Here is a 19,928-nt window from a genome sequence, read left to right as displayed (position 1 = left end):
GATTTTAAATGATCATTACTTTTGCTTTTGTTTCTCTTGTGCTTTCTTTAATGCTTCTTTGTCTTGTCGGCGCTTTTCAATCACTTGATTTACGTCACTGCCGATATGGACCTCACCACGCTGCGTAGCAAGCTGTACCTGGCGTTCACGTTCAATAAAACGTTGACGCTGCTCGTCTGTCACCTTGTCAATACAATGCGGACAGCTAACACCTTGCTCATACGCAGCAGACAGCTTTTCTTGTTCCGTAATAGGCATGCGACAAGCGTTACACTGGTCATATTGACCTTTCTCTAACGCATGATTCACAGCAACACGATTATCAAAAACAAAACATTCACCTTTCCATAAGCTGTCTTCTGGCTGAACTTCTTCAAGATACTTAAGAATGCCACCTTCCAGATGATAAACCTCTTCAAAGCCCTGCTCTTTCAAATACGCGGTTGATTTTTCACAGCGGATGCCACCGGTGCAGAACATAGCCACTTTCTTGTGCTTAGCAGGATCAAGATTTTGCTTCACGTATGCTGGAAATTCACGGAATGTTTCTGTTACTGGATTGACGGCATGTTCAAAAGTACCAATTTGCACTTCATAGTCGTTACGAGTATCCACGAGTAATACATCAGGATCAGAAATAAGTGCATTCCAATCTTTAGGCTTAACATAGGTTCCGACAACTTTACGTGGGTCGATGCCTTCGACTCCCATAGTCACAATTTCTTTCTTCAGTTTAACTTTGGTGCGATAGAAAGGCATTTCATTATCGAAAGAGACCTTAGTGACAATATTATCTAAGCCAGGCTGTGAGTCTAGCCAGGTGAGTAAAGCATTGATGCCTTCTTTATTGCTGGCTACCGTTCCGTTAATGCCTTCACTGGCTAACAACAATGTTCCTCTTACGTCATGTTGTTCCATGACACTAAGCAATGGCTGCCTGATGGTTTCAAAGTGAGGTAAAGCAACAAACTTATAAAGAGCGCACACCACAAATTCAGATGTAGTTGCTGGTGTAGGTGTAGTAGACATAAGATCTCCGCTAGCTGGAACTTCATTTCCAGTGCATTGTGATTAAAAAATTGTGTGTCGAGGCCAAAAAACGGCCGGAATTATAACTAAATCACACTAAAAAAACAGTTATTAATCCATCAATCGTCTTTTCTGTGTCATTTACCCCTCAGTCTTGATCTTTTACGATAGAATATTGCTCTATTTAATGATTTCTACTCAGGTTAGCATGATAAATTATTTGTATACTTTTCGTCGTTGTCCTTACGCTATGCGTGCAAGAATAGGACTACACCTCAGTACACTTAATCCCGATGTGCGTGAAATTGAGCTTAAAAACAAGCCTGCTGAAATGTTAGCTATTTCAGCAAAAGCAACTGTGCCTGTTTTAGCTTATCAACAGCACACCATTGCAGAAAGTTTAGATATTTTCCAATTTGCGATTACGCTTTATCCTCTAGATACATGTCCATATTTAGATGAAACTGAATATCAATTAGTGATTCAAAGTATTCGCTCTGAAGAACAGCAAGCACTGGTTTATAAAAATGATAACCACTTCAAACCCTGGTTAGATAAATATAAATATGCCGACAGACACCCACAAATGAGTCAATCAGCCTATCGACTCAAGGCTGAAGAATTTGTCCAAGAGCTTGAACACAAACTTAATCTACAAACATTTTTATTTGCTAACAGTCCGACATTTGCTGACTACGCTATTTTTCCCTTTATTAGACAATTTGCAGCGGTTGATCATAAATGGTTTGAGTCTTGTGAATATATTAAAGTACAGCAATGGTTATCAGCGCTAGTTAACTGTGATCTATTTAAACAAGTGATGATTAAATACCCACTTTGGTTAGATGAAAAAAAATCGATCCCGCTAAAGCCACAATAAAATAGTTACTAAGTATTAGTTCTAAGTAATACTAAAAAATAATTTAAATTTTAATAACTTAAGGCTCTTTTATTTAGAGCAAACTTAAGGTAAATTAGCTTGCTGCACATAATACAGCTAAGTATTAAGATGGATTTTTAACTATTTTGCAGCAAGTTCACAATTAACAATTATGCTTAATAAAAGTCATTGCATAACGCAAAGGAAAAATGACATGGACAATATGGATATTACGCTAGCAATACTGCTTGTTACACTGATGCTATTACATGTTTTATTTTGTTATCGTGCGATTACCTCGCATGCGCAAATAAGCAGTAATAAACGCTGGTTTTGGAGTGGAATAAGCTTAGTGATGGGACCATTCGGTTATTATGTGTTTCAAAACTCATTGCCGATAGAGTCTCTTGAATAAAAGGGTTATTTGATACCCCTTACCTTTATAGCTTAAGTTTTACAATTTAAGTGCTAAAGCTTCACTTGTTTTGGGTTAAGTTTTTGAAGTAACTTTTTATCTTGAGTTTGATACTTGAGAAGTGACAACGGCTTAACAATGTCATTTAATGTTATCGCCGAAATGTATGCCCTCATAGGCTAATTGAACACATACATTCAACACAGATGAAACTGCCATATAGCTAGTGCCTATTTGATAACAGGCACTAGAATGTATCCTCTACAAAAAGCGCGCAAATTGACGCCCTTCTTTCAATGACTTTATTGGTGCTGTTACTGTTGGCGTACCTATATATAAAAAGCCTACTATTTGATCATTGTCATGCAAGCCTAAATCTTGATGTACGTTTCTGTCAAAAGCAAAGTCTCCCGAACGCCACACAGCTCCTAGACCTAGAGAAAACACTGCCTGCTGCATCGCCATTGTTGCACACCCTGCTGCTATGTGCTGTTCTATAATTGGTACTTTAGAATGAGTTTGTGTTTTTGCCACCACAGTGATAACTAATGGCGCTCTAAATGGCATTTTTTCAGCTTTTTCGATAAGCGCTTCATCGGCTTGTGACTTTTTTGCGGCGCTGACAAAAATCTCAGCAAGGCGAGTCAGACCATCATCTTGGGCAATAATAAACTCCCATGGCGTTAACCCACCATGATCAGGTACACGAGCGGCTGCATTAAGAATGAAGTCCAGCTGCTCTGTCGTTGGCGCTGGAGTGGTCAATCTTGGGCTAGACTGACGAGTTAATAATAGTTCTGATGCTTTCAACGTTTTTATCCTAGCGATGGCTTTATTTAGGCTGATAATAACAAATATCCCACCTCTTTGGGGGGATATTTGCATTGACTTTAATTGGGTTTAATTGACTTTAATTGGGATTAAACTCGCCTAATGTGATAAATACGTATGCCATAAATACTGCTTATACCGTTTTAGCCAGAAAGCGCTGAATATAATAGTCGACGCTGACGTAACGCCCTCCGCCCATGAACAGTAATACCAAAAGCATCAGTAAATAGGTAATCGCAAACTCAATACCGTTATTCAAAATAACAAAGTTACCTGAACTGGTTAACCATTCATAATTACCATGCTGCTGTAAAATGTCTTTAGCGGCGGCTAATTTTTCACCCGCTGCTAGCACATTGTCATTAGCGAGCCATGAACTGCCATCAGCAATAGCTAACCAGCCATTTTGCCAATGAACCGCAAAAGCTGCCACGGCCATTGTCACTATCAAAGGTAATGAAATAAGTCTTGTGGCTAATCCCATAAGCAACAAAAAGCCACCAAAAAATTCAGTTCCAGCTGCCAAAGCAGTCATCACTTCAGGCATAGGCAGACCAAGGCCCCAATCAGGATTACCAAACCAGCTCGCGGTATCTTCAAAATGGGCCAATTTATTGTATCCAGCTTGCATCAACACTGGTGCAAGATAAATTCTTAATGCTAGTGGAGCCAGACCATCAAAATGAGACAGTTTTTGAAGTATCTTTTGGTATAGAGAAAATAACGTTTGCATCCAACTTCCTTTATTAAACAACAACATTGTTAATACTTAAACTATGTCTGAAATATTATGTAAATGGGTATAGCTAAATAAGACCCTGTATAAGGCAATAATATTTCAACACAGAGGTATTTAAACCCAAATTCAGCACTATCAGGCAATGCGCATCATAAATATTGATTAACTTACTGTCTAAATTTTGGTTTAAGGATAGCTGAAATCAATTAATGAAAAGTATCTATGATACAAGGGAAAGAAGTTTTGACGGGTATTTCTTGCCATCAATAAAGCCCACATCGCACAAAATAGCCAATAACAATTTATCGCATATGCTACGCATTTGGGGGCATTATTATTTAGTGAAGGAGATGCAGTTTCTGCTTGCCATTGAAAGTAGGCCTGTAACAAAGTATCCGTTTGTTGCGTTGATAAACTGTGGGTTGCCAATATTGACGCTAAATCAAAAAGAGGATGACTGGTGGCTGCATATTCAAAATCAATACACATTAATCTTGCTAAGCCTTTGTTTTGATAGCCGTGAATGTCCAATAGCAAGTTAAAGGGGGTTAAATCTCTGTGGCAAAAAGTCGGTGCAATTAAACATTCCTCTAATGCATCAAACCACTGCTTAACCATGTCGCTTTGGTCGTCGAGTTGGTTGAAATAGTGTTGCCATTCGGCGGTTTCCTGCGGATAAGAGGCTATAAGCTGCTGCCGATACTCGTGCCATTGTTGCAGTAAGCTCACCTTTTTTTCAGGTAAAGGCAAAGTTGATAGATTTTTTAATACTTCAAGAAGTTGTTCTACAGGTTGTGAGTTTGATGTACCTATGAGTATCTCACCCTGGCGAGGAGTATTTACACCATACTCGTGATAAGCCTTATGCCAAGGTGTGGTTTCAACAATAAAGTCACTGAGATAAATTTCATAATTATCACTGTAAAAGTGTAATTTAGGTGCTATTGCTATCTGCTGTGCTTGTCGCCAGCTAGCGACTTCATCTTGACGAGAGCACCACACAGCATCAAGTTGGTTCACTCTTAATACTTGTGATTTTTGTATCTGCTCAAATTTAGATTTAAGCAGATAATTTTGGTTACTCAATCCCGCTGACAAGTGTTCAACGCTGATGCAATACTTAGCCAGTTTTTCCAGTTGGTTCGAAGGTACAAGCTTGTTCAGCAAGCTGACCACGTCATTAGGAAGTAAGTTTAACGCTGATTGAGCAACCAATGTTTCTAATTCAACCATTTTGAGAGAGTGGCTCTGAATTTGAATTTGTTTCTGCAAGCCATGTTTTGCGCCACATAAAGTATCCCACCACAGCCATAAAGACATAAAGTACAAACAGTGCAGTTGTCAGCATCAAGCCTTTACTAAAGTACAAATAAATTGATAGCGTATTGATAAAAATCCAATAAAACCAATTTTCAAGCACCTTTTGAGCCACTAAAAAAGTGGTCATTACGGCAAAGCAGGTAGTGGCAGAATCTAGATAAGGAAATGATGCTTGGGTGTAGGTTGCCATAAGGTAACCCACAATAATTGATATTATTGATGTCACAGTAATCAACACGAAATGCGTATTAAGCGACCAACTAACAATGGCTGAGCCACTGTCATTAATAGCATGCTCCGGGCTATTACTCGGCTGCTGCATCCACATCCAATAACCGTAAACAGCCATCGCCATATAATAAATATTAAGCACTGACTCCATTAACAAAGACACTTTCCAGAAAAGTACCGTATAAATTGCCGTGCTGATAAACGCCGCTGCCCAGCACCAAATATTGGTGCGCATGGCTAATGCTAGGTACACCACGGCTAAAATGACTGCAACGGCCTCCCAGGCGGTCATGACACCCATTTCATTGAAGGCCTGGCTTATTGTTTGGCTAAATTCAAACATAAACATTACTCACTGTGGGCTAAATTAAGTTCACCACCAATAAACTTACATACAAATACCGCCTTGCCCCACTTAACATGTGCCGCTTGCATTTCAATCGCCAGCATCGACATAACATCACCATACTCTCCACATATTTGTGTTGCCATAGCGTTGGTTACTCGCTCAATATTGCTGTAACTGTCAACTCGGCCTATGAACCACTTAATAGGGTCTAGGTAATTTTCATTAAATGGATACATGCTAATTTCTGCAGTTAATTTCATTATTGCCCCTCAAATAGTATTTGCGGCGCCTGCAAATACCAAACCGCCGCAATGGTTAAGCTCATTTAACAACGTCCAATATCAACATATGATGCAAATGAGCTTCACGAAAAATTACATAAATTTATAGTCGAAAGTTACGCCAATTTGACGTGGGTCACCGTAACGAATGTATTGCTTATCAGCCCAATCTGTATCGGGCTCGTTACCAAAGTAGAATCCACGCACGCCATAGTTTTCATCAAACACATTACGACCCCACAAATAGGCCGACCAGGTTGGTGTTTCATAACCTAGGCGAGTATTGACTATGTTATAAGCATCAGATTGAGAGTCATTACTGTCTGAATAATAGAAGTCACTTTTACCACTAGTATTAATATTGGCAAACCAACCGGAGTCAGCAAGATAAGTCACACCAGCACTGTAAGTAAAGTTGGGAGAGTGAGCTAATTCGCGTCCAGATAAATCAACAATAGTCCCATTTTTATCCTGGTAGCTATAATCGCCATATTCTGTTTCTAACCAGCCAACACTACCGTACATTTGCAGATTTTCAGTCGCGTACCAATTCAAGTCAAGTTCGGCGCCGTAGTTACTTGAGCTGCCTGCATTTTCAGTGAATAACACAAAGCGTTGTGGATTTTCAGGATCTTGTAATGATGCTGCAACTTGTTGATCTTCTCTGTCCATAAAGAAGAGCGCAAAGTTAGTATCAATTGCCCCCGCTAACCACACAGACTTAAGACCCAACTCGTAGTTATATAAAATTTCAGTATCGAATTGTTTTTTATCAGCCAACTCTGCCGGTAAAGTCATGTTAAAACCACCCGCCTTGTAGCCACGCGCGACTTTCGCATAAGCATTGTGTGCAGCATTAAGCGATTTAGACAAGGCTATATGGCCGCCCCACATGTCTTCAGAAGGCTTGAAGTTGTCATTATTAGTATCAGAATACTCACTGTTGCGGCGCTCAAGGCGCAATCCGCTAGACAGTAAGTAATCGTCACCTAAATGACTATCAAGTTGCGCAAATACCGCGAAATTAGATGCATCATAGCTTGATTGCAACACTTCATCGGGCCAGGTGTTATATTCAGAATATAAGTCATTGTCTTCTTGAAGGTTCATAGCATACACGCCAACTAACCAGTCAGTTGAGTCATTAAAAATACGACTTGCCTGGTTTGATGTGAAGCGAAATTCCTGCGATACAGTGTTACGGTCGCCCTTTTTGTTCCAGGTATAATCGTAAACACAAGGTGCTGAGCCGGTGACATTCCAGTTATCATCATATTCATTACAGGTTTTACTGCTCCAATAAGCAGGATTAGCCCAGTCACCGTCGTATCCATGTTGATGATCAGTTTGTGCAAATGAGGTTAATGACGTTAATTCAAAATATTTAGCGCCTGTGAACGACAGTTTTAGTCCTGCGCCAGTGGTTTTTTGATTATCAATACCCGGTTGATCAGTTAGGGTATCAAAACCATTATTATCCAATGTCCATGCATCATAACCGTTGTTATAGTTGGCGTGTAACAAGGTTAAGTCTGCCTGTACATCATCGGTGGCATACCAACGTAATTTTGCTCGAGTGGTCAATTCATCACGTTGATTAGTATCATCACGGCCTAAATAGCTGTTGTTTCTATAACCATTCTGATCATGCTTTTCAAGCGACACTCGATAAAGTAGCTTTCCTGAATCCGTGATAGGACCAGAGCTAAAACCTGAAAAAGTTTGCAGATTATCATCACCTAAACTGACTTTGGCGCCATTTTCAAACGTGTCTGTTGGGTCATTACTTTTAAGATAGATCAAACCCGCTAATGCATTGGCGCCGTATTGTGTGCCTTGTGGACCACGTAATACTTCAACCTGTTGCATATCGTACATGCTTGACACCATGCCAAGACCTGACAAATCGATATCATCAACAATAAAACCAACCGATGAGTTAGGCGCGCCTTGATATTGCTCTTGTTCGCCAATTCCGCGTATTTGGAAGTATTTTGGGCGTGAGCTACCACCCGACCAGTTAAAGTTAGCAATAGAGTTTAATACATCTTCAAAATGCTGTGCGCCTTCATCTTCTAATTGCTGGGCATCGATAACCGTGACACTTGAAGGCATTTTATCAAGACTGATATTGCTGAAATCTGCATTTACGACAATCACTTCCATCTTTTCAGATTCAGGTGCGATACGCTCAATAGATTCAGTTGCGGCAAGACCATTGGTTGCATAAAGTGCCGTAAGAACAGCTAATGCGAGTGATGATTTTAATGGGAAGATATTTTTTACAGGAAGCATAGGACCTCAAATATTAAGTTTGAGATCCGGCAAGTAGCGATAAAGAAGTGCACATCCATGAGATCGAAGTGGCCCATTCCTACGCCGGTATTAGCCGGATCAGGTTCTAAGGGTTTATCATTTGATATCTCAGTTTTCCAATTAAATATAAAATTTAACCAGCAAAACACCCCTTGGCGGAGGGGATTATATCTTAAATTTAGCTCGCTAGCAGGCAAAACTAATACTTTTTTCTGACTAAAAATAAAGCCAGCAAATGCTGGCTTAAAAAACGTGGATTTTTACTCATCTTAAAAGCTAAACACCTGTTTAGATAAGTTATGGGTTAATTTGAAAATGCCTGGCGAATATACACCTCAAACCGAGTGGCTGTGGTATTAGGGGCAACCGCATTAACTTGCATTTGTTGTTTGCCGTGTAGCTTAAGTGATTTCCAGCTAGTGGCTTCATCTTCAATGGTAAAACCACTGGCATCAAACCAGGTGAATTTATACTGTAGGCGTAAATCTGTTGCCACTAAACTATTGATTTGTGCCGCTGCTTGAATTAAATCTGCGCTCTGACGCTCATTCACGTTAGTCACTGACACTTGTCGGCCAAAAGTACTATTATCGACTCGTACTTCGCCTTGTGAATTAACTGAAATACCCGCTGTATGATTAGCACAGGCTGACAATAATAAACTTACAGATAATACGAAGTAACCCGTTAACTTTTTGATATTCATTGCAAAGCCTCTTCAATTATTCGATCAAAAAATGTGCTCTAGCAGTGGCAATTAACTGCTTTCTATTGGTTTGCCAACAATTAATACTCACATTCGCGACTCTTCGTCCCTGGCGAGTAATTTTACATTCTGCAAAGGTATCTTGATGTAAACCTGCGCGTAAATAGTCAATGGAGAAATCGACAATTTTAGGCACCTTTTTGGCTTGCATAAACACCATTAATTGCACAATTGCCGACATTTCCATAAAACCTGCTATTACCCCACCGTGTATAGCGGGCAATATAGGGTTACCTATATTGTCATCCTTAGCGGGTAATTTAAACACCATTTCGTCGCCAAATCGTTCTACCGACATACCAATAAATTGTGAATACGGCACTTTAGCCAGCAAATAACTGTAGTCATTCAGTTCAATCGCACGTTTTACCACATCTCTCACATCCAGTGAGGCTGAAGAGGCTGGCATATCGGCTTTGTTTGCTAAGGTTTTAGAGTCAGTCATGTTTGGCCTCCGGTAAATTGCCCATTAATGCCTGGCGAAACTCTTCGCCGACCATTTCAGGACTGATACGCATAAAGGTGCCAACGGCATGGGCAATAGGCTCATCAATGCTGTCCTGATAAGCGATTGCACGGGTAAAGGCTACGCTAGAGGATAATCGATAACATTCAGCAAACGCATACACAGCTTTGTGCGGTTCAGCCGGTTTCATATAATCGACACGTAGATCTAATGTGGGTGATATTTCTAAGGTTTGATATTTTGTTAAAATTGCACACACTACCGCAGTGCCGCAGGTTGTATCAATCAATGTGGTGATCACGCCGCCATGAATAACACCGGTATCTGGATAACCGATAATATCTTGACTATAAGGTAGTTCAATAAGTACATGGTGTTCGCTGGCTTCTTTAACCGACAAGCCTAATCGACGGCACTGGGCTAATTGATTAACAAATCGGGTTGCCACTTCCGTTAACGGGAAAAAATCAGAATTAATTTTCATTAGCCGCGGCTCAACATAGGTCCAAGCGGCTTACCACCTAATAAATGCAGATGAATATGGTACACTTCCTGGCCACCATGTTTATTGCAGTTCATGATCAACCGATAACCATCTTCGGCAATGCCTGCTTCATCGGCAAGCTTGGCCGCGACAGTCATCATTCGACCCAAAGCTAACTCATCAGACGCTTTAACATCATTTGCAGTCGCTATTAAATGGTTAGGAATAATCAAAATATGCGTCGGTGCTTGCGGTGAAATATCACGAAATGCAGTAACCAAATCGTCTTGATAAAGAATATCAGCAGGAATTTCACGACGAATAATTTTGCTAAAAATGGTTTCTTCAGCCATTTGATTGTCCTTTTTGCGGTAGCCATGTTGAATGACAAAATGTGGATAGGCTTAAGTTTATAGTATTTTTCAATAAATATAACCGCTAATGATGCTTTTTCATTGTAGTCGTTTGCGTAAACCCGGCAATTTTGGCAGCATGGGTTCATTATAGTTTTTAGCGACTGGACCTTTTATGCATCATCACATTCATGCCATCGATCCCAAAGCCCATTTATTTGCCGTAACCGCCACATTGAATAATGCTCAGCCGCATCAAATATTCAGCTTACCTGCCTGGTTACCGGGCAGTTATATGATCCGTGACTTTGCTAAGAACATCATCGACATTCAATTTTTTGATGAAAATGATGCGCCGATTGGCTTTACGCAACTCGATAAACAAACATGGCAAGTGGATAATCAATCAACCACGATTACCTTGCGTTATCAAATTTATGCCTGGGACTTATCGGTGCGTACAGCTCACCTTGATACTAATCATGGCTTTTTTAATGGTAGTTCAGTTTTTCTCGCTGCCAATGGATTAGAGCATCACCCTCAACAGGTTACGATAGCGCCACCAGCATTGAATGACTTAGCCCAATGGAAAGTGGCGACCAGCATGACACGCGCAGCGGGTGAACAATTTGGTTTTGGCGAGTTTACCGCTGAAAATTACCAGGACTTAATTGATCATCCGGTTGAAATGGGCGACTTAACTATTGATACTTTTGTCGCAGCAGGCGTACCACACGATATTGTGTTAAGTGGAAAGCATCGCGCGAATATGGCCCGTTTAAAGCAAGACTTAAAAGCAATTTGCGAGTACCAAATTCACTTTTTTGATACCCCTGCTCCGTTTGAACGCTATGTGTTTATGACCACGGTATTAGATAATGGCTTTGGTGGTTTAGAGCATAAAGCTTCTACTGCCTTAATGTGTTCACGCAATGATTTACCTAAAAGTGAACAAGGTGAAGTCGAAACAGGCTATCGCACCTATTTATCCCTTTGCAGCCATGAATATTTCCATAGCTGGAATGTAAAACGCATCAAGCCGGCAAAGTTTACCCCGTTTGATTTATCCCAAGAAAGCTACACTGAGCAATTATGGGCTTATGAAGGTATTACCTCTTACTTTGATGACTTAATCACTTATCGCAGTGGCTGTATCGATCAAGAAAGCTATTTAACCTTATTAAGTGAAACCATGACTCGGGTTTATCGTGGTCAAGGCCGCTTTAAACAAAGTTTAGCTTCATCAAGCTTTAATGCGTGGACAAAGTTTTATAAACAAGATGAAAATGCCGCCAATGCTATTGTCAGTTATTACACTAAAGGGGCGCTATTTGCGTTACTGTTAGACTTAACCTTAAGACTTGAAACCCAGGGCAGTAAAAGCCTGGACGATGTGATGCGCATTTTATGGCAAGAGTATGGTTTAACCGAAAAAGGCACCGATAACAAAAGCCATCAACGCATTGTTGAATCATTATTAAAGCGTAATTGTGATGATCTTTTCAGCTTTTTATACAACACAGATGATCTGCCATTAGCTGATTTACTCGCTAAAGTGGGCGTTGAAATGAGCCTGCGAAGCAGTGAAGGCAGCAGTGATACTGGCGGCAGCAAAGCTAAGGGCTTTAAAATTGGATTTGGTGCCCGTGTTAAAGCGGAAAGTTTAGGCTTAAAAATACTTACCGTAACCCAGGATAGTCCAGCTCATCAGGCAGGTTTAAGTGCTGGCGACTTATTAATAGCCGCTGATAATTTACAAGTAAATGGTCAATTTGAGCAACAACTGCAACACTACCCTATTAATGAGTCGATTAAACTACATTGGTTTAGACGCGATGAATTAATGCAAGGTGACTTAATAATTCAAGCTGCTGTAAAAGATACTGTGATGCTAAAGATTAAAGATAAAAATTTAGTCAAACTATGGTTATCTCAATAGATAAAATAACTTAGTACTTAAATATTAGCGCCTACTGATTAAAAAAAAGTGCTTAAGCTTAGCCCTAGAAGGTATCGTATTGTATGCGATATCTTCTAAGCTAATTAAGTCCGTCATTAGTCAAGTGGTCCCTAAACCATCACCTCATGAACATGAGTTTGAGCCCATGCAATTGCTTGACCGCGGCTTGATACCCCAATTTTTCTAAATGCGCGGTACAAATGGGTCTTAATAGTTGATTCACTGACAAATAATTTATTGGCTATATCAAGGTTAGTATTACCAGATAATAATGCCTGTAATACTTCACGCTCTCTGATGGTGAGGTTATCAATATCATTTTCATTGTCTACATTGTCGGAATCAACACGTAAATCAGCAGGAATAACACTTTGGCCTTTTAAAATACTTTCAAGCCCTTTACCTAAATTGGTTAATGTTGCATCAGTATAGAAAACGCCTAATGTAGTCTTAGGGTTTATTAAAAATCTTGCATCAACTTGCTTAGGAAAATTGATAAACACGGTTTTCGTTTCAGTTAACTCCCGTTCAATCACTCGTTGTAATTGGTAAGTTTGTTGTAAATCTATAGTCGACAAATCAAAAACAACTAAACTGCATTTCTGCACCGCAAGAAAATCGGCCATGTTACCTGGCTGTGCACAGGTTAATTTAACTAAAAACTCTTGTGGCCATCTTACTGTCAATAAATCCATTAATAAATGCGAGCGTGATACCAGCATCCAGTTGGCTACTTTAAACATTATTTAACTCTCCTTGTAAACTGATTAACATACAGTGCCGTTTCATCAGTCTAGATGAAACGCTAAAGCACTAAAGTAACAAATTAGTATTACATTAAATATTAGCCAAAAGAGTAGAGTTGTCACTTTTGTTTATATTTAAACATCTAACGCTATCAAAAAACCAACAAGCTAAATCGTAAATCATTGATAAAGTTAAAAAAATAATAAATAACAGCTAGGGCTATCATTAACTTAAATAGGTTCCCCCCTCTTTATTACTATAAAAATTTGCTAAACAAAGACGCAAGCAATGACAGAAACAGCATAATTGATACTATTTGCCAGAACTTGAGTGGATCTTTTTCGATAAAAGGTACCCTAGCTTTGGTAATTTTATGTATTTGAGGGGTATTTATTTGATGGATAAATTCACAGGTATCGGCTTGCCTAAAGCTGGGTTCAATACTCATGGCTTTTTTAAGGACCGAATCCATCCATTCTGGCACCATAGGATTCAATTTATGTACGCTGACATAAGTTAGTTTTAAAAAATCATTTCGCTTGTGACATTTGCATAGCTGACCTTTAAACGGCAATTCACCGGCAAGCATTTCAAAGGCGATTACCGCTAACGAAAACAAGTCTGCTCGGCCATCTGACTGATAACCTAATATCACTTCTGGTGCTGTGTAATCTGCAGTACCCAAGATATTATCGCGCACTAATGGCGTGCTAATTTCAGCAATACCTTTAATAAAGCATGAGCCAAAATCAATTATTTTCACCCCACCCTGGCGGGTAATAAAGATATTATCTGGCTTTAAATCTTGATGTAGTGTCTCACGTCGATGAAAGGCTCTAATGCCAAGTTCCATCTGCTTAACCAGCCGCAACACTTCTTCTACCGAGGCTTTTCTATGCTGCACTAACCACTGTGACAAACTCACGCCATCTAAAAATTCGGTTAAATAATACAGTGCGGATTTGGGTTTATTTTGTTCGGCTATTTTAACCACATAGTTATTATTGATGCGATTACCCACCCAGCTTTCTAGCATAAATCGCTCAATATAGGCGGCATCATCAAGGTAATTGACCGAAGGGGTTTTCATGCAAAAAGCTTTACCCTCGCTATTTATTACCCGATAAACCTGGCTGCGTTGCGACTGATGGATAATATGGGTCACTTGATATCCATCAAGTTTCATCCCTATATCCATTGGCGGTGGAAAAGGTTTGCTGGCCAGCCGTTGATAAACGTCATCGATTTCTTGATTGGGCAAACGGTCGATGCACAACAGCTGCGCACTGACATTATCTTTGCTTCCCGCGCTGAGTGCTTTTGCCATTAACTGGTGACAAAACTGCTCACATTGTTCATCTAATAATTGCGGGTGCAGGCTAATGTGTTTATTTAAGTATTGGCTAATTTCATAGTCAGTGAGTACATCATTAATGCCGTCTGTGGTCAGTAAAAACACATCCCCAACCTGTAACGAAATGGCTTTATAGTCGACCTCTAACTTAACATCCATCCCTAATGCGCGAGTCAAATAATGCTGGGTCTCACTGACGCTGGTACTGTGATCGCGACTGAGTTTAACCAGCTCACCGGCTCGCAGTCGATACACTCGAGAGTCTCCGACATGCAGCATATGAGCGGTACACGATTTGAATATCAGTGCAGAAAAGGTGCACACAAAACCTCGGCGAGCATCTCGATAATCTTGCCCTAACCCATATAACCAACGGTTTAATGCTGTTAGCACTTTATTACTTGAGGTTTGCACACTCCAGGTGTCAGGCGTGGAATAATAATCACTAATAAAATTACTGACACTGATGGCTGATGCCTGTGCGCCGCCTTCTGCGGTGCTTACGCCATCACTAATAACCGTGACAATACCTTTAGTGGTCAGCATTAATCCCGAGGGAATACGAATGCCAATTGCATCTTCATTAGCCGCTTTAATCCCTTTGTCTGACGCTTGACCTACATGGATATGAAGTTGCTCTGTATCGGAACACATCAACACAGTGTTATCTGGCTCTTGATTACTTGCTGTTGCTGATGTTGCTAATGTTACCAACACTTCTGATGGCGATACTAACGTCTGTTGCGTGGGTGGTTCAGCGCTTTGTTTGATCATATCGTCTTACCCGCACCTTATTTAAAGCCAAGCATTATAAAATTTATCGCGGCCGTTATTCTCATACTTGATTGGCTGGCGTGATTTACTAGCATGACAAAAACGATGTCACTAAAATAAAACCAAAAAAGTACATTCACATCAATAAGCACAAAACTCGCCGATGAGGTTAAATAGACTCACGGCGAGCTAAACAGGTTACACTTTTGGCAATTAGCTAACACTGATTAAAGTGACTTCACCTTGCTCATTCACCTCGGCAATATGCCCCTTAGGCTCACTCATAAATAGTAAGGTGATAAAGCCAAATATGGCACTCACGCCTATCACATAAAAGAATATTTGTGTCGATACCACAGAGTAAACGGTTAAGAAAAACACTGCACCGACATTACCATAAGCCCCTGTCATTCCAGCTATTTGCCCGGTTAAACGGCGCTTAATTAATGGCACTGCGGCAAATACTGCCCCTTCACCACCTTGTACAAAGAACGAACATGCCATCACCACCACTACCGCCACAGGCAAATTCCAGCTTGAATCAATTTGCGCCACCGAGAAATAACCAATCGCTAACCCCGCAGTTAAAATAAGTAAGGTAACTTTACGACCAAACTTATCACTTAACCAACCACCACCTGGGCGAGACATTAAGTTCATAAAGGCATAACTTGACGCCACCATACCCGCCTGCGCCATACCTAACCCAAAGGTTTCAGCAAAAAATAATGGCAACATAGACACTACCGCTAGCTCTGAGCCAAATGTGGTGAAATACAACACATTCAGCACCGCCACTTGCTTGAACTCATAACGCTCAAACTCTGGCACTTCGCTGCTAAAGATATGCTTATTGACTTGATAGGTCTGGTAATAGTCAATAATAAATATTACAACTAATGCGCCATAAATGAGGTTAGTGATGTCTTGGGTAAACATGCTGACGCCTGCTGGAGATAGCTTCCACCCCAGTAAAGCAAGCGTGGCATACATAGGGATTTTCATGATAATCAATAACACAAAATCCCCTTTGCTGGTGACTTCTAAGCCGCCGCCTTTTTTGGGTTTAAAATAAGTTGACCCTTTAGGTGTGTCGGTAATATTAAAATAATACACAAAAGAGAATGCCAAACTCATTAACCCGGTAAAGGCGATAGCATAACGCCAACCATTTTCACCACCAAAAGCTAACGCAACAGCTGGTAATGTAAAGGCCGCCGCCGCAGAGCCAAAGTTACCCCAGCCGCCATATATGCCCTCAGCGGTGCCCAGCTCTTTAGCGGGAAACCACTCACTTACTACCCTAATACCAATCACAAAGCCTGCACCGATAAAGCCAATTAAAAAACGTGCTAACGCTAACTGCTCAAAAGTATCTGCGACCGCGAACATAAAACACGGAATAGAACAAATGGCTAATAACGCTGAATAGGTTAACCTTGGACCATATTTATCAGTCACCATGCCGATAATAATCCGCGCCGGAATAGTTAACGCCACGTTCAAAATTAATAGGGTTTTGATTTGATCTTTCGTTAAGCCCAAACTGTCTGCTATTACGCTCACTAAAGGCGCGGCGTTAAACCACACTACAAACGTGATAAAGAAGGCCATCCAGCTCAAGTGCAATACTTTCATTTTGCCCGTAAATGAAAACAAGTTAAATTTTTCTGCGCTCATATTAAACTCCTGATACTTTGGCGAGAACAAAGACTTTGCCCTGCTCGGTTTTGACTTCAAATGGACTGGCCACCAAATTGGTATCTTCAATGCAAACCCCTGTCACCAGGTTGTAATGCTGCTTATAAAGCGGCGAGGCCACGCAAAGTTCACCTTCCATTTCGCAAATCAATCCTCTTGCCAGCAGACTCACGCCTGATGCTGGGTCAACATTGTCTAATGCGAATAAGCCATCTTTACCTAGGTTAAAAATGGCAACCGCATTACCCGCTACCCAAGCCGCCACTCCAGAGCCCTGTGGCAGGCTGGTTTCATCACATACATTTATCCAACTCATGCTACGACCTCCTCTACAGTATTGTGTGTTTGTTCATCTGTAATGTCGCGAATAGCGATAGTGCCTGCCCCTGCATCTTTAATGGCTGGAAAACGCTGTTCACGTATGCGTTGATAGGCTGAAGTGTCCGCTTTAGGGGCATCTGCCGGGTTAACAAACTCATTGAAGCGGCTTAGGAATGATGGCTGTTCAAGACTGGTTTTCCACTCACATTGGTAAGAGGCGACAATGCTGTCCATTTGTTTTTCAAGCTCAGTGTTAAGACCTAGTGCATCATCAATAACCACCGACTTTAAGTAGCCTAAACCACCTTCTAACGAGTCCATCCACGTTGAAGTACGTTGTAATTTATCGGCTGTTTTTACGTAGAACATCAACACTCGATCGATATATTGGTATAGCTCTGCTGTGCTTAAGTCGGTTGCAAATAAATCACCATGTCGCGGGCGCATACCACCATTACCGGCAACATATAAATTCCAACCCTTGTCAGTTGCTATTACACCAATGTCTTTGCTTTGGGCTTCTGCACACTCACGGGTACAACCTGATACCGCAAATTTTAATTTATGAGGACTGCGTAAGCCTTTGTAGCGATTTTCTAAATCAATCGCTAAGCCAATCGCGTCTTGCACGCCGTAACGGCACCATGTGTTGCCAACGCAAGATTTAACCGTGCGCAAAGATTTGCCGTACGCATGACCGGTTTCAAAACCTGCATCAATCAGTTTTTGCCAAATTTCGGGTAATTGCGATAACTGCGCACCGAACATATCGATACGTTGGCCGCCGGTTATCTTGGTATATAAGTCATAATCTTGCGCGATTTGCCCCATAGCGATAAGTTTGGCTGGGGTAATTTCACCGCCAGCAATGCGCGGCACAATTGAATAAGAGCCGTCTTTTTGCAGATTACCTAAAAACGCATCATTAGTGTCTTGTAATTGCACATGGCTATTGTCTTGGTTTAGTACATATTGATTTTGTAAACTGGCAAAAATGGATGCTGCTGTAGGCTTACAAATATCACATCCATAGGTGTGACCTTGGGGTGAAGGTTTGCCATGCAAGGTCATTAAGGTCTCAAAATCATTAATGCCTTCTACCTGACAAAGGTGATACAAGGCTTGACGGTCATGATCAAAATGAGCACAAATTCCCGCATTAAAATCTAGCCCTTGCGCTTGTAATGTTTGGTCAATAATTTTTTGTACCATAGGTGCACAGCCACCACAACCCGATGCGGCGCGAGTACATGATTTGATTTCAGCCATTTTATGATTGCCGGCTTTCACTGCATCGACAATATCGCCTTTGGTCACCTGATGGCATGAACACACTATTGAAGTGTCTTTTAAATCTGCTTCAGATTCTGCGCCCGCTAATAACAACTCAACCGCTGAGCCGATAATTTCATCCTGCGATAAATAAGCCTCTAATAAACGGCTGTAGTCGCTATTATCGCCCACCAGCACGGCGCCCTTTAAAAATTTGCCGGTTTCATCTAACCAGAGTTTTTTGTAAATACCCGCTTGATTATCAGATAGCTCGACAAACTGTGCATTATCAAAACCACGACTAGCGCCAATTGCGGCAACATCTACACCCAGCAATTTTAGTTTGGTGCTCATATCGGCGCCGGTAAAGCTAGCGGCTTTATTTTTAGGTTCTAAAATAGATACCGATGCGGCGATATGCGATGCCGCAACACGGGCCATTTGATAACCCGGCGCGACTAAGCCAAATATTTTTTGTTGCCATAAAGCGCACTCACCAATGGCATAAACATCAGGTGCTGAGGTTAAGCAGTAATCGTCAATTTCAATGCCGCCGCGCTCACCAATGTTAATGTTGGACACTCTAGCCAATGCATCCTGCGGACGAATACCGGCAGAAAACACGATCATATCGGCTTCTAAATATGACTCGTCACTGAATGTCATCCGATGCAACGCGGTTTCACCATCAATAATTGCAGTAGTCGCTTTAGAGGTATGAACACTCACCCCGAGCTGCTCAATTTTGCTACATAACAAATCACCGGCTTTGTCGTTAAGCTGAACCGGCATCAATTGCGGTGCAAACTCAACCACATGGGTTTTTACTCCTAACTGCATCATGGCATTAGCCGCTTCAAGCCCCAATAAACCACCGCCGACGACCACGCCCACTTTACTGTTGTTGGCTGCGGCTTGAATATCTTGTAGATCTTCAATGGTGCGATAAACCAGACATTGCTGACGGTCGTTGCCTTTGATCGGTGGCACGAATGGAAATGAGCCTGTCGACAGTACTAAGCGGTCATATTGATATTGCTCGCCTTTCGCGCTGGTGAGTGTTTTAGTGGCAATATCAATGGCGGTAATTTGCGTATTAAGGTGTAAATTAATTCCCCAGTCAGCATAATCTTGCGCACTGGTTAGCATTAGTGGGTCGGCACTGCCAGTTTCAAAATACTTGGATAATTGCACCCGGTCATATGCTGGACGAGGCTCTTCGCCAAAGACATGCACGTAAAATTGTTTATTCAGCCCTAGGCTGCACAATTGTTCAATAAAATGATGGCCAACCATGCCATTACCCACGACAACTAACTTAGATTTTGTGACTGCCATA

General features: G+C 41.1%; 19 protein-coding genes and 1 riboswitch. Of the genes, 3 read left to right on the top strand and 16 right to left on the bottom strand.

Features of this window, described 5'->3' with window-relative positions:
• Positions 1 to 15: 15 nt before the first annotated feature.
• Positions 16 to 1,029, bottom strand: a complete 1,014-nt coding sequence (locus ACRWQL_RS17025; RefSeq protein ID WP_434926560.1) for a rhodanese-related sulfurtransferase — start codon at positions 1,027 to 1,029, stop codon at positions 16 to 18.
• A gap of 208 nt (positions 1,030 to 1,237) precedes the next feature.
• On the opposite strand from ACRWQL_RS17025, the gene ACRWQL_RS17020 reads away from it, so the two are divergent.
• Together ACRWQL_RS17020 and ACRWQL_RS17015 are read left to right on the top strand one after the other, a co-directional pair.
• Complete coding sequence (locus ACRWQL_RS17020; RefSeq protein WP_434938320.1) at positions 1,238 to 1,909, top strand: glutathione S-transferase; 672 nt, start codon at positions 1,238 to 1,240, stop codon at positions 1,907 to 1,909.
• 214 nt (positions 1,910 to 2,123) lie between these two features.
• On the top strand, positions 2,124 to 2,324 hold the full coding sequence (locus ACRWQL_RS17015; RefSeq protein ID WP_434926562.1) for a hypothetical protein: 201 nt from the start codon (positions 2,124 to 2,126) through the stop codon (positions 2,322 to 2,324).
• A gap of 261 nt (positions 2,325 to 2,585) precedes the next feature.
• Here the strand turns inward: ACRWQL_RS17015 and ACRWQL_RS17010 are convergent, their stop codons facing one another.
• The 10 genes from ACRWQL_RS17010 to hinT all read right to left on the bottom strand — a co-directional run bounded on the left by ACRWQL_RS17010 (position 2,586) and on the right by hinT (position 10,460).
• The gene (locus ACRWQL_RS17010; RefSeq protein ID WP_434951239.1) at positions 2,586 to 3,134 is read right to left on the bottom strand and encodes an NAD(P)H nitroreductase; all 549 of its coding nucleotides are present in this window, start codon (positions 3,132 to 3,134) and stop codon (positions 2,586 to 2,588) included.
• A gap of 154 nt (positions 3,135 to 3,288) precedes the next feature.
• Positions 3,289 to 3,888, bottom strand: coding sequence for an HvfX family Cu-binding RiPP maturation protein (locus tag ACRWQL_RS17005; RefSeq protein WP_434951237.1), 600 nt, complete (start codon positions 3,886 to 3,888; stop codon positions 3,289 to 3,291).
• Between the two features lie 192 nt (positions 3,889 to 4,080).
• Positions 4,081 to 5,127 carry a phosphotransferase gene (locus ACRWQL_RS17000; RefSeq protein ID WP_434951235.1) on the bottom strand — a complete coding sequence of 349 codons (1,047 nt, stop codon included), beginning with the start codon at positions 5,125 to 5,127 and terminating at the stop codon, positions 4,081 to 4,083.
• Positions 5,120 to 5,788: a nicotinamide riboside transporter PnuC gene (gene pnuC / locus ACRWQL_RS16995; protein ID WP_434951233.1), complete on the bottom strand. Its 669-nt coding sequence runs from the start codon at positions 5,786 to 5,788 to the stop codon at positions 5,120 to 5,122. The genes ACRWQL_RS17000 and pnuC overlap by 8 nt, the downstream gene beginning before the upstream one ends.
• Positions 5,789 to 5,793: 5 nt before the next feature.
• Complete coding sequence (locus ACRWQL_RS16990; RefSeq protein ID WP_226414723.1) at positions 5,794 to 6,054, bottom strand: hypothetical protein; 261 nt, start codon at positions 6,052 to 6,054, stop codon at positions 5,794 to 5,796.
• Between the two features lie 114 nt (positions 6,055 to 6,168).
• Positions 6,169 to 8,370 carry a TonB-dependent receptor gene (locus ACRWQL_RS16985; protein ID WP_434951231.1) on the bottom strand — a complete coding sequence of 734 codons (2,202 nt, stop codon included), beginning with the start codon at positions 8,368 to 8,370 and terminating at the stop codon, positions 6,169 to 6,171.
• A gap of 59 nt (positions 8,371 to 8,429) precedes the next feature.
• A riboswitch (TPP riboswitch) is annotated at positions 8,430 to 8,554 on the bottom strand.
• A gap of 141 nt (positions 8,555 to 8,695) precedes the next feature.
• Positions 8,696 to 9,091: a YcfL family protein gene (locus ACRWQL_RS16980; RefSeq protein WP_434953413.1), complete on the bottom strand. Its 396-nt coding sequence runs from the start codon at positions 9,089 to 9,091 to the stop codon at positions 8,696 to 8,698.
• Positions 9,092 to 9,113: 22 nt separating this feature from the next.
• Complete coding sequence (locus tag ACRWQL_RS16975) at positions 9,114 to 9,602, bottom strand: PaaI family thioesterase (RefSeq protein WP_434951229.1); 489 nt, start codon at positions 9,600 to 9,602, stop codon at positions 9,114 to 9,116.
• Entirely contained in the window at positions 9,595 to 10,107 is a 513-nt protein-coding gene (locus ACRWQL_RS16970; protein ID WP_434951227.1) for a PaaI family thioesterase, read from the bottom strand. Before ACRWQL_RS16970 ends, ACRWQL_RS16975 begins: the two co-directional genes overlap by 8 nt.
• Positions 10,107 to 10,460, bottom strand: a complete 354-nt coding sequence (gene hinT, locus ACRWQL_RS16965) for a purine nucleoside phosphoramidase (RefSeq protein WP_226414711.1) — start codon at positions 10,458 to 10,460, stop codon at positions 10,107 to 10,109. The genes ACRWQL_RS16970 and hinT overlap by 1 nt, the downstream gene beginning before the upstream one ends.
• A gap of 175 nt (positions 10,461 to 10,635) precedes the next feature.
• Here hinT and ACRWQL_RS16960 point away from each other — a divergent pair, with 175 nt between their 5' ends.
• Positions 10,636 to 12,399 carry a M61 family metallopeptidase gene (locus ACRWQL_RS16960; protein WP_434931588.1) on the top strand — a complete coding sequence of 588 codons (1,764 nt, stop codon included), beginning with the start codon at positions 10,636 to 10,638 and terminating at the stop codon, positions 12,397 to 12,399.
• Between the two features lie 131 nt (positions 12,400 to 12,530).
• On the opposite strand, the gene ACRWQL_RS16955 is transcribed toward ACRWQL_RS16960, so the two are convergent.
• From ACRWQL_RS16955 to nirB, 5 genes are all read right to left on the bottom strand, one after another.
• Positions 12,531 to 13,163, bottom strand: coding sequence for a LuxR C-terminal-related transcriptional regulator (locus ACRWQL_RS16955; protein WP_434926570.1), 633 nt, complete (start codon positions 13,161 to 13,163; stop codon positions 12,531 to 12,533).
• 260 nt (positions 13,164 to 13,423) lie between these two features.
• Positions 13,424 to 15,295 (bottom strand): protein kinase domain-containing protein, encoded by a 1,872-nt coding sequence (locus tag ACRWQL_RS16950; RefSeq protein ID WP_434951225.1) that lies wholly within the window; start codon positions 15,293 to 15,295, stop codon positions 13,424 to 13,426.
• Between the two features lie 213 nt (positions 15,296 to 15,508).
• Entirely contained in the window at positions 15,509 to 16,975 is a 1,467-nt protein-coding gene (locus ACRWQL_RS16945) for a NarK family nitrate/nitrite MFS transporter (RefSeq protein ID WP_434951223.1), read from the bottom strand.
• A gap of 1 nt (position 16,976) precedes the next feature.
• Positions 16,977 to 17,312: a nitrite reductase small subunit NirD gene (gene nirD, locus ACRWQL_RS16940; RefSeq protein ID WP_434951221.1), complete on the bottom strand. Its 336-nt coding sequence runs from the start codon at positions 17,310 to 17,312 to the stop codon at positions 16,977 to 16,979.
• Positions 17,309 to 19,927: a nitrite reductase large subunit NirB gene (gene nirB, locus ACRWQL_RS16935; RefSeq protein WP_434951219.1), complete on the bottom strand. Its 2,619-nt coding sequence runs from the start codon at positions 19,925 to 19,927 to the stop codon at positions 17,309 to 17,311. Before nirB ends, nirD begins: the two co-directional genes overlap by 4 nt.
• Position 19,928: the final 1 nt, after the last annotated feature.

The sequence above is a fragment of the Shewanella sp. HL-SH4 genome, assembly GCF_051164845.1.
In the GTDB taxonomy this organism is placed as follows: domain Bacteria; phylum Pseudomonadota; class Gammaproteobacteria; order Enterobacterales; family Shewanellaceae; genus Shewanella; species Shewanella glacialimarina.
The sequence above is the reverse complement of the archived record's forward strand: the minus strand, read 5'-3'. Positions and strand labels throughout refer to the sequence as shown.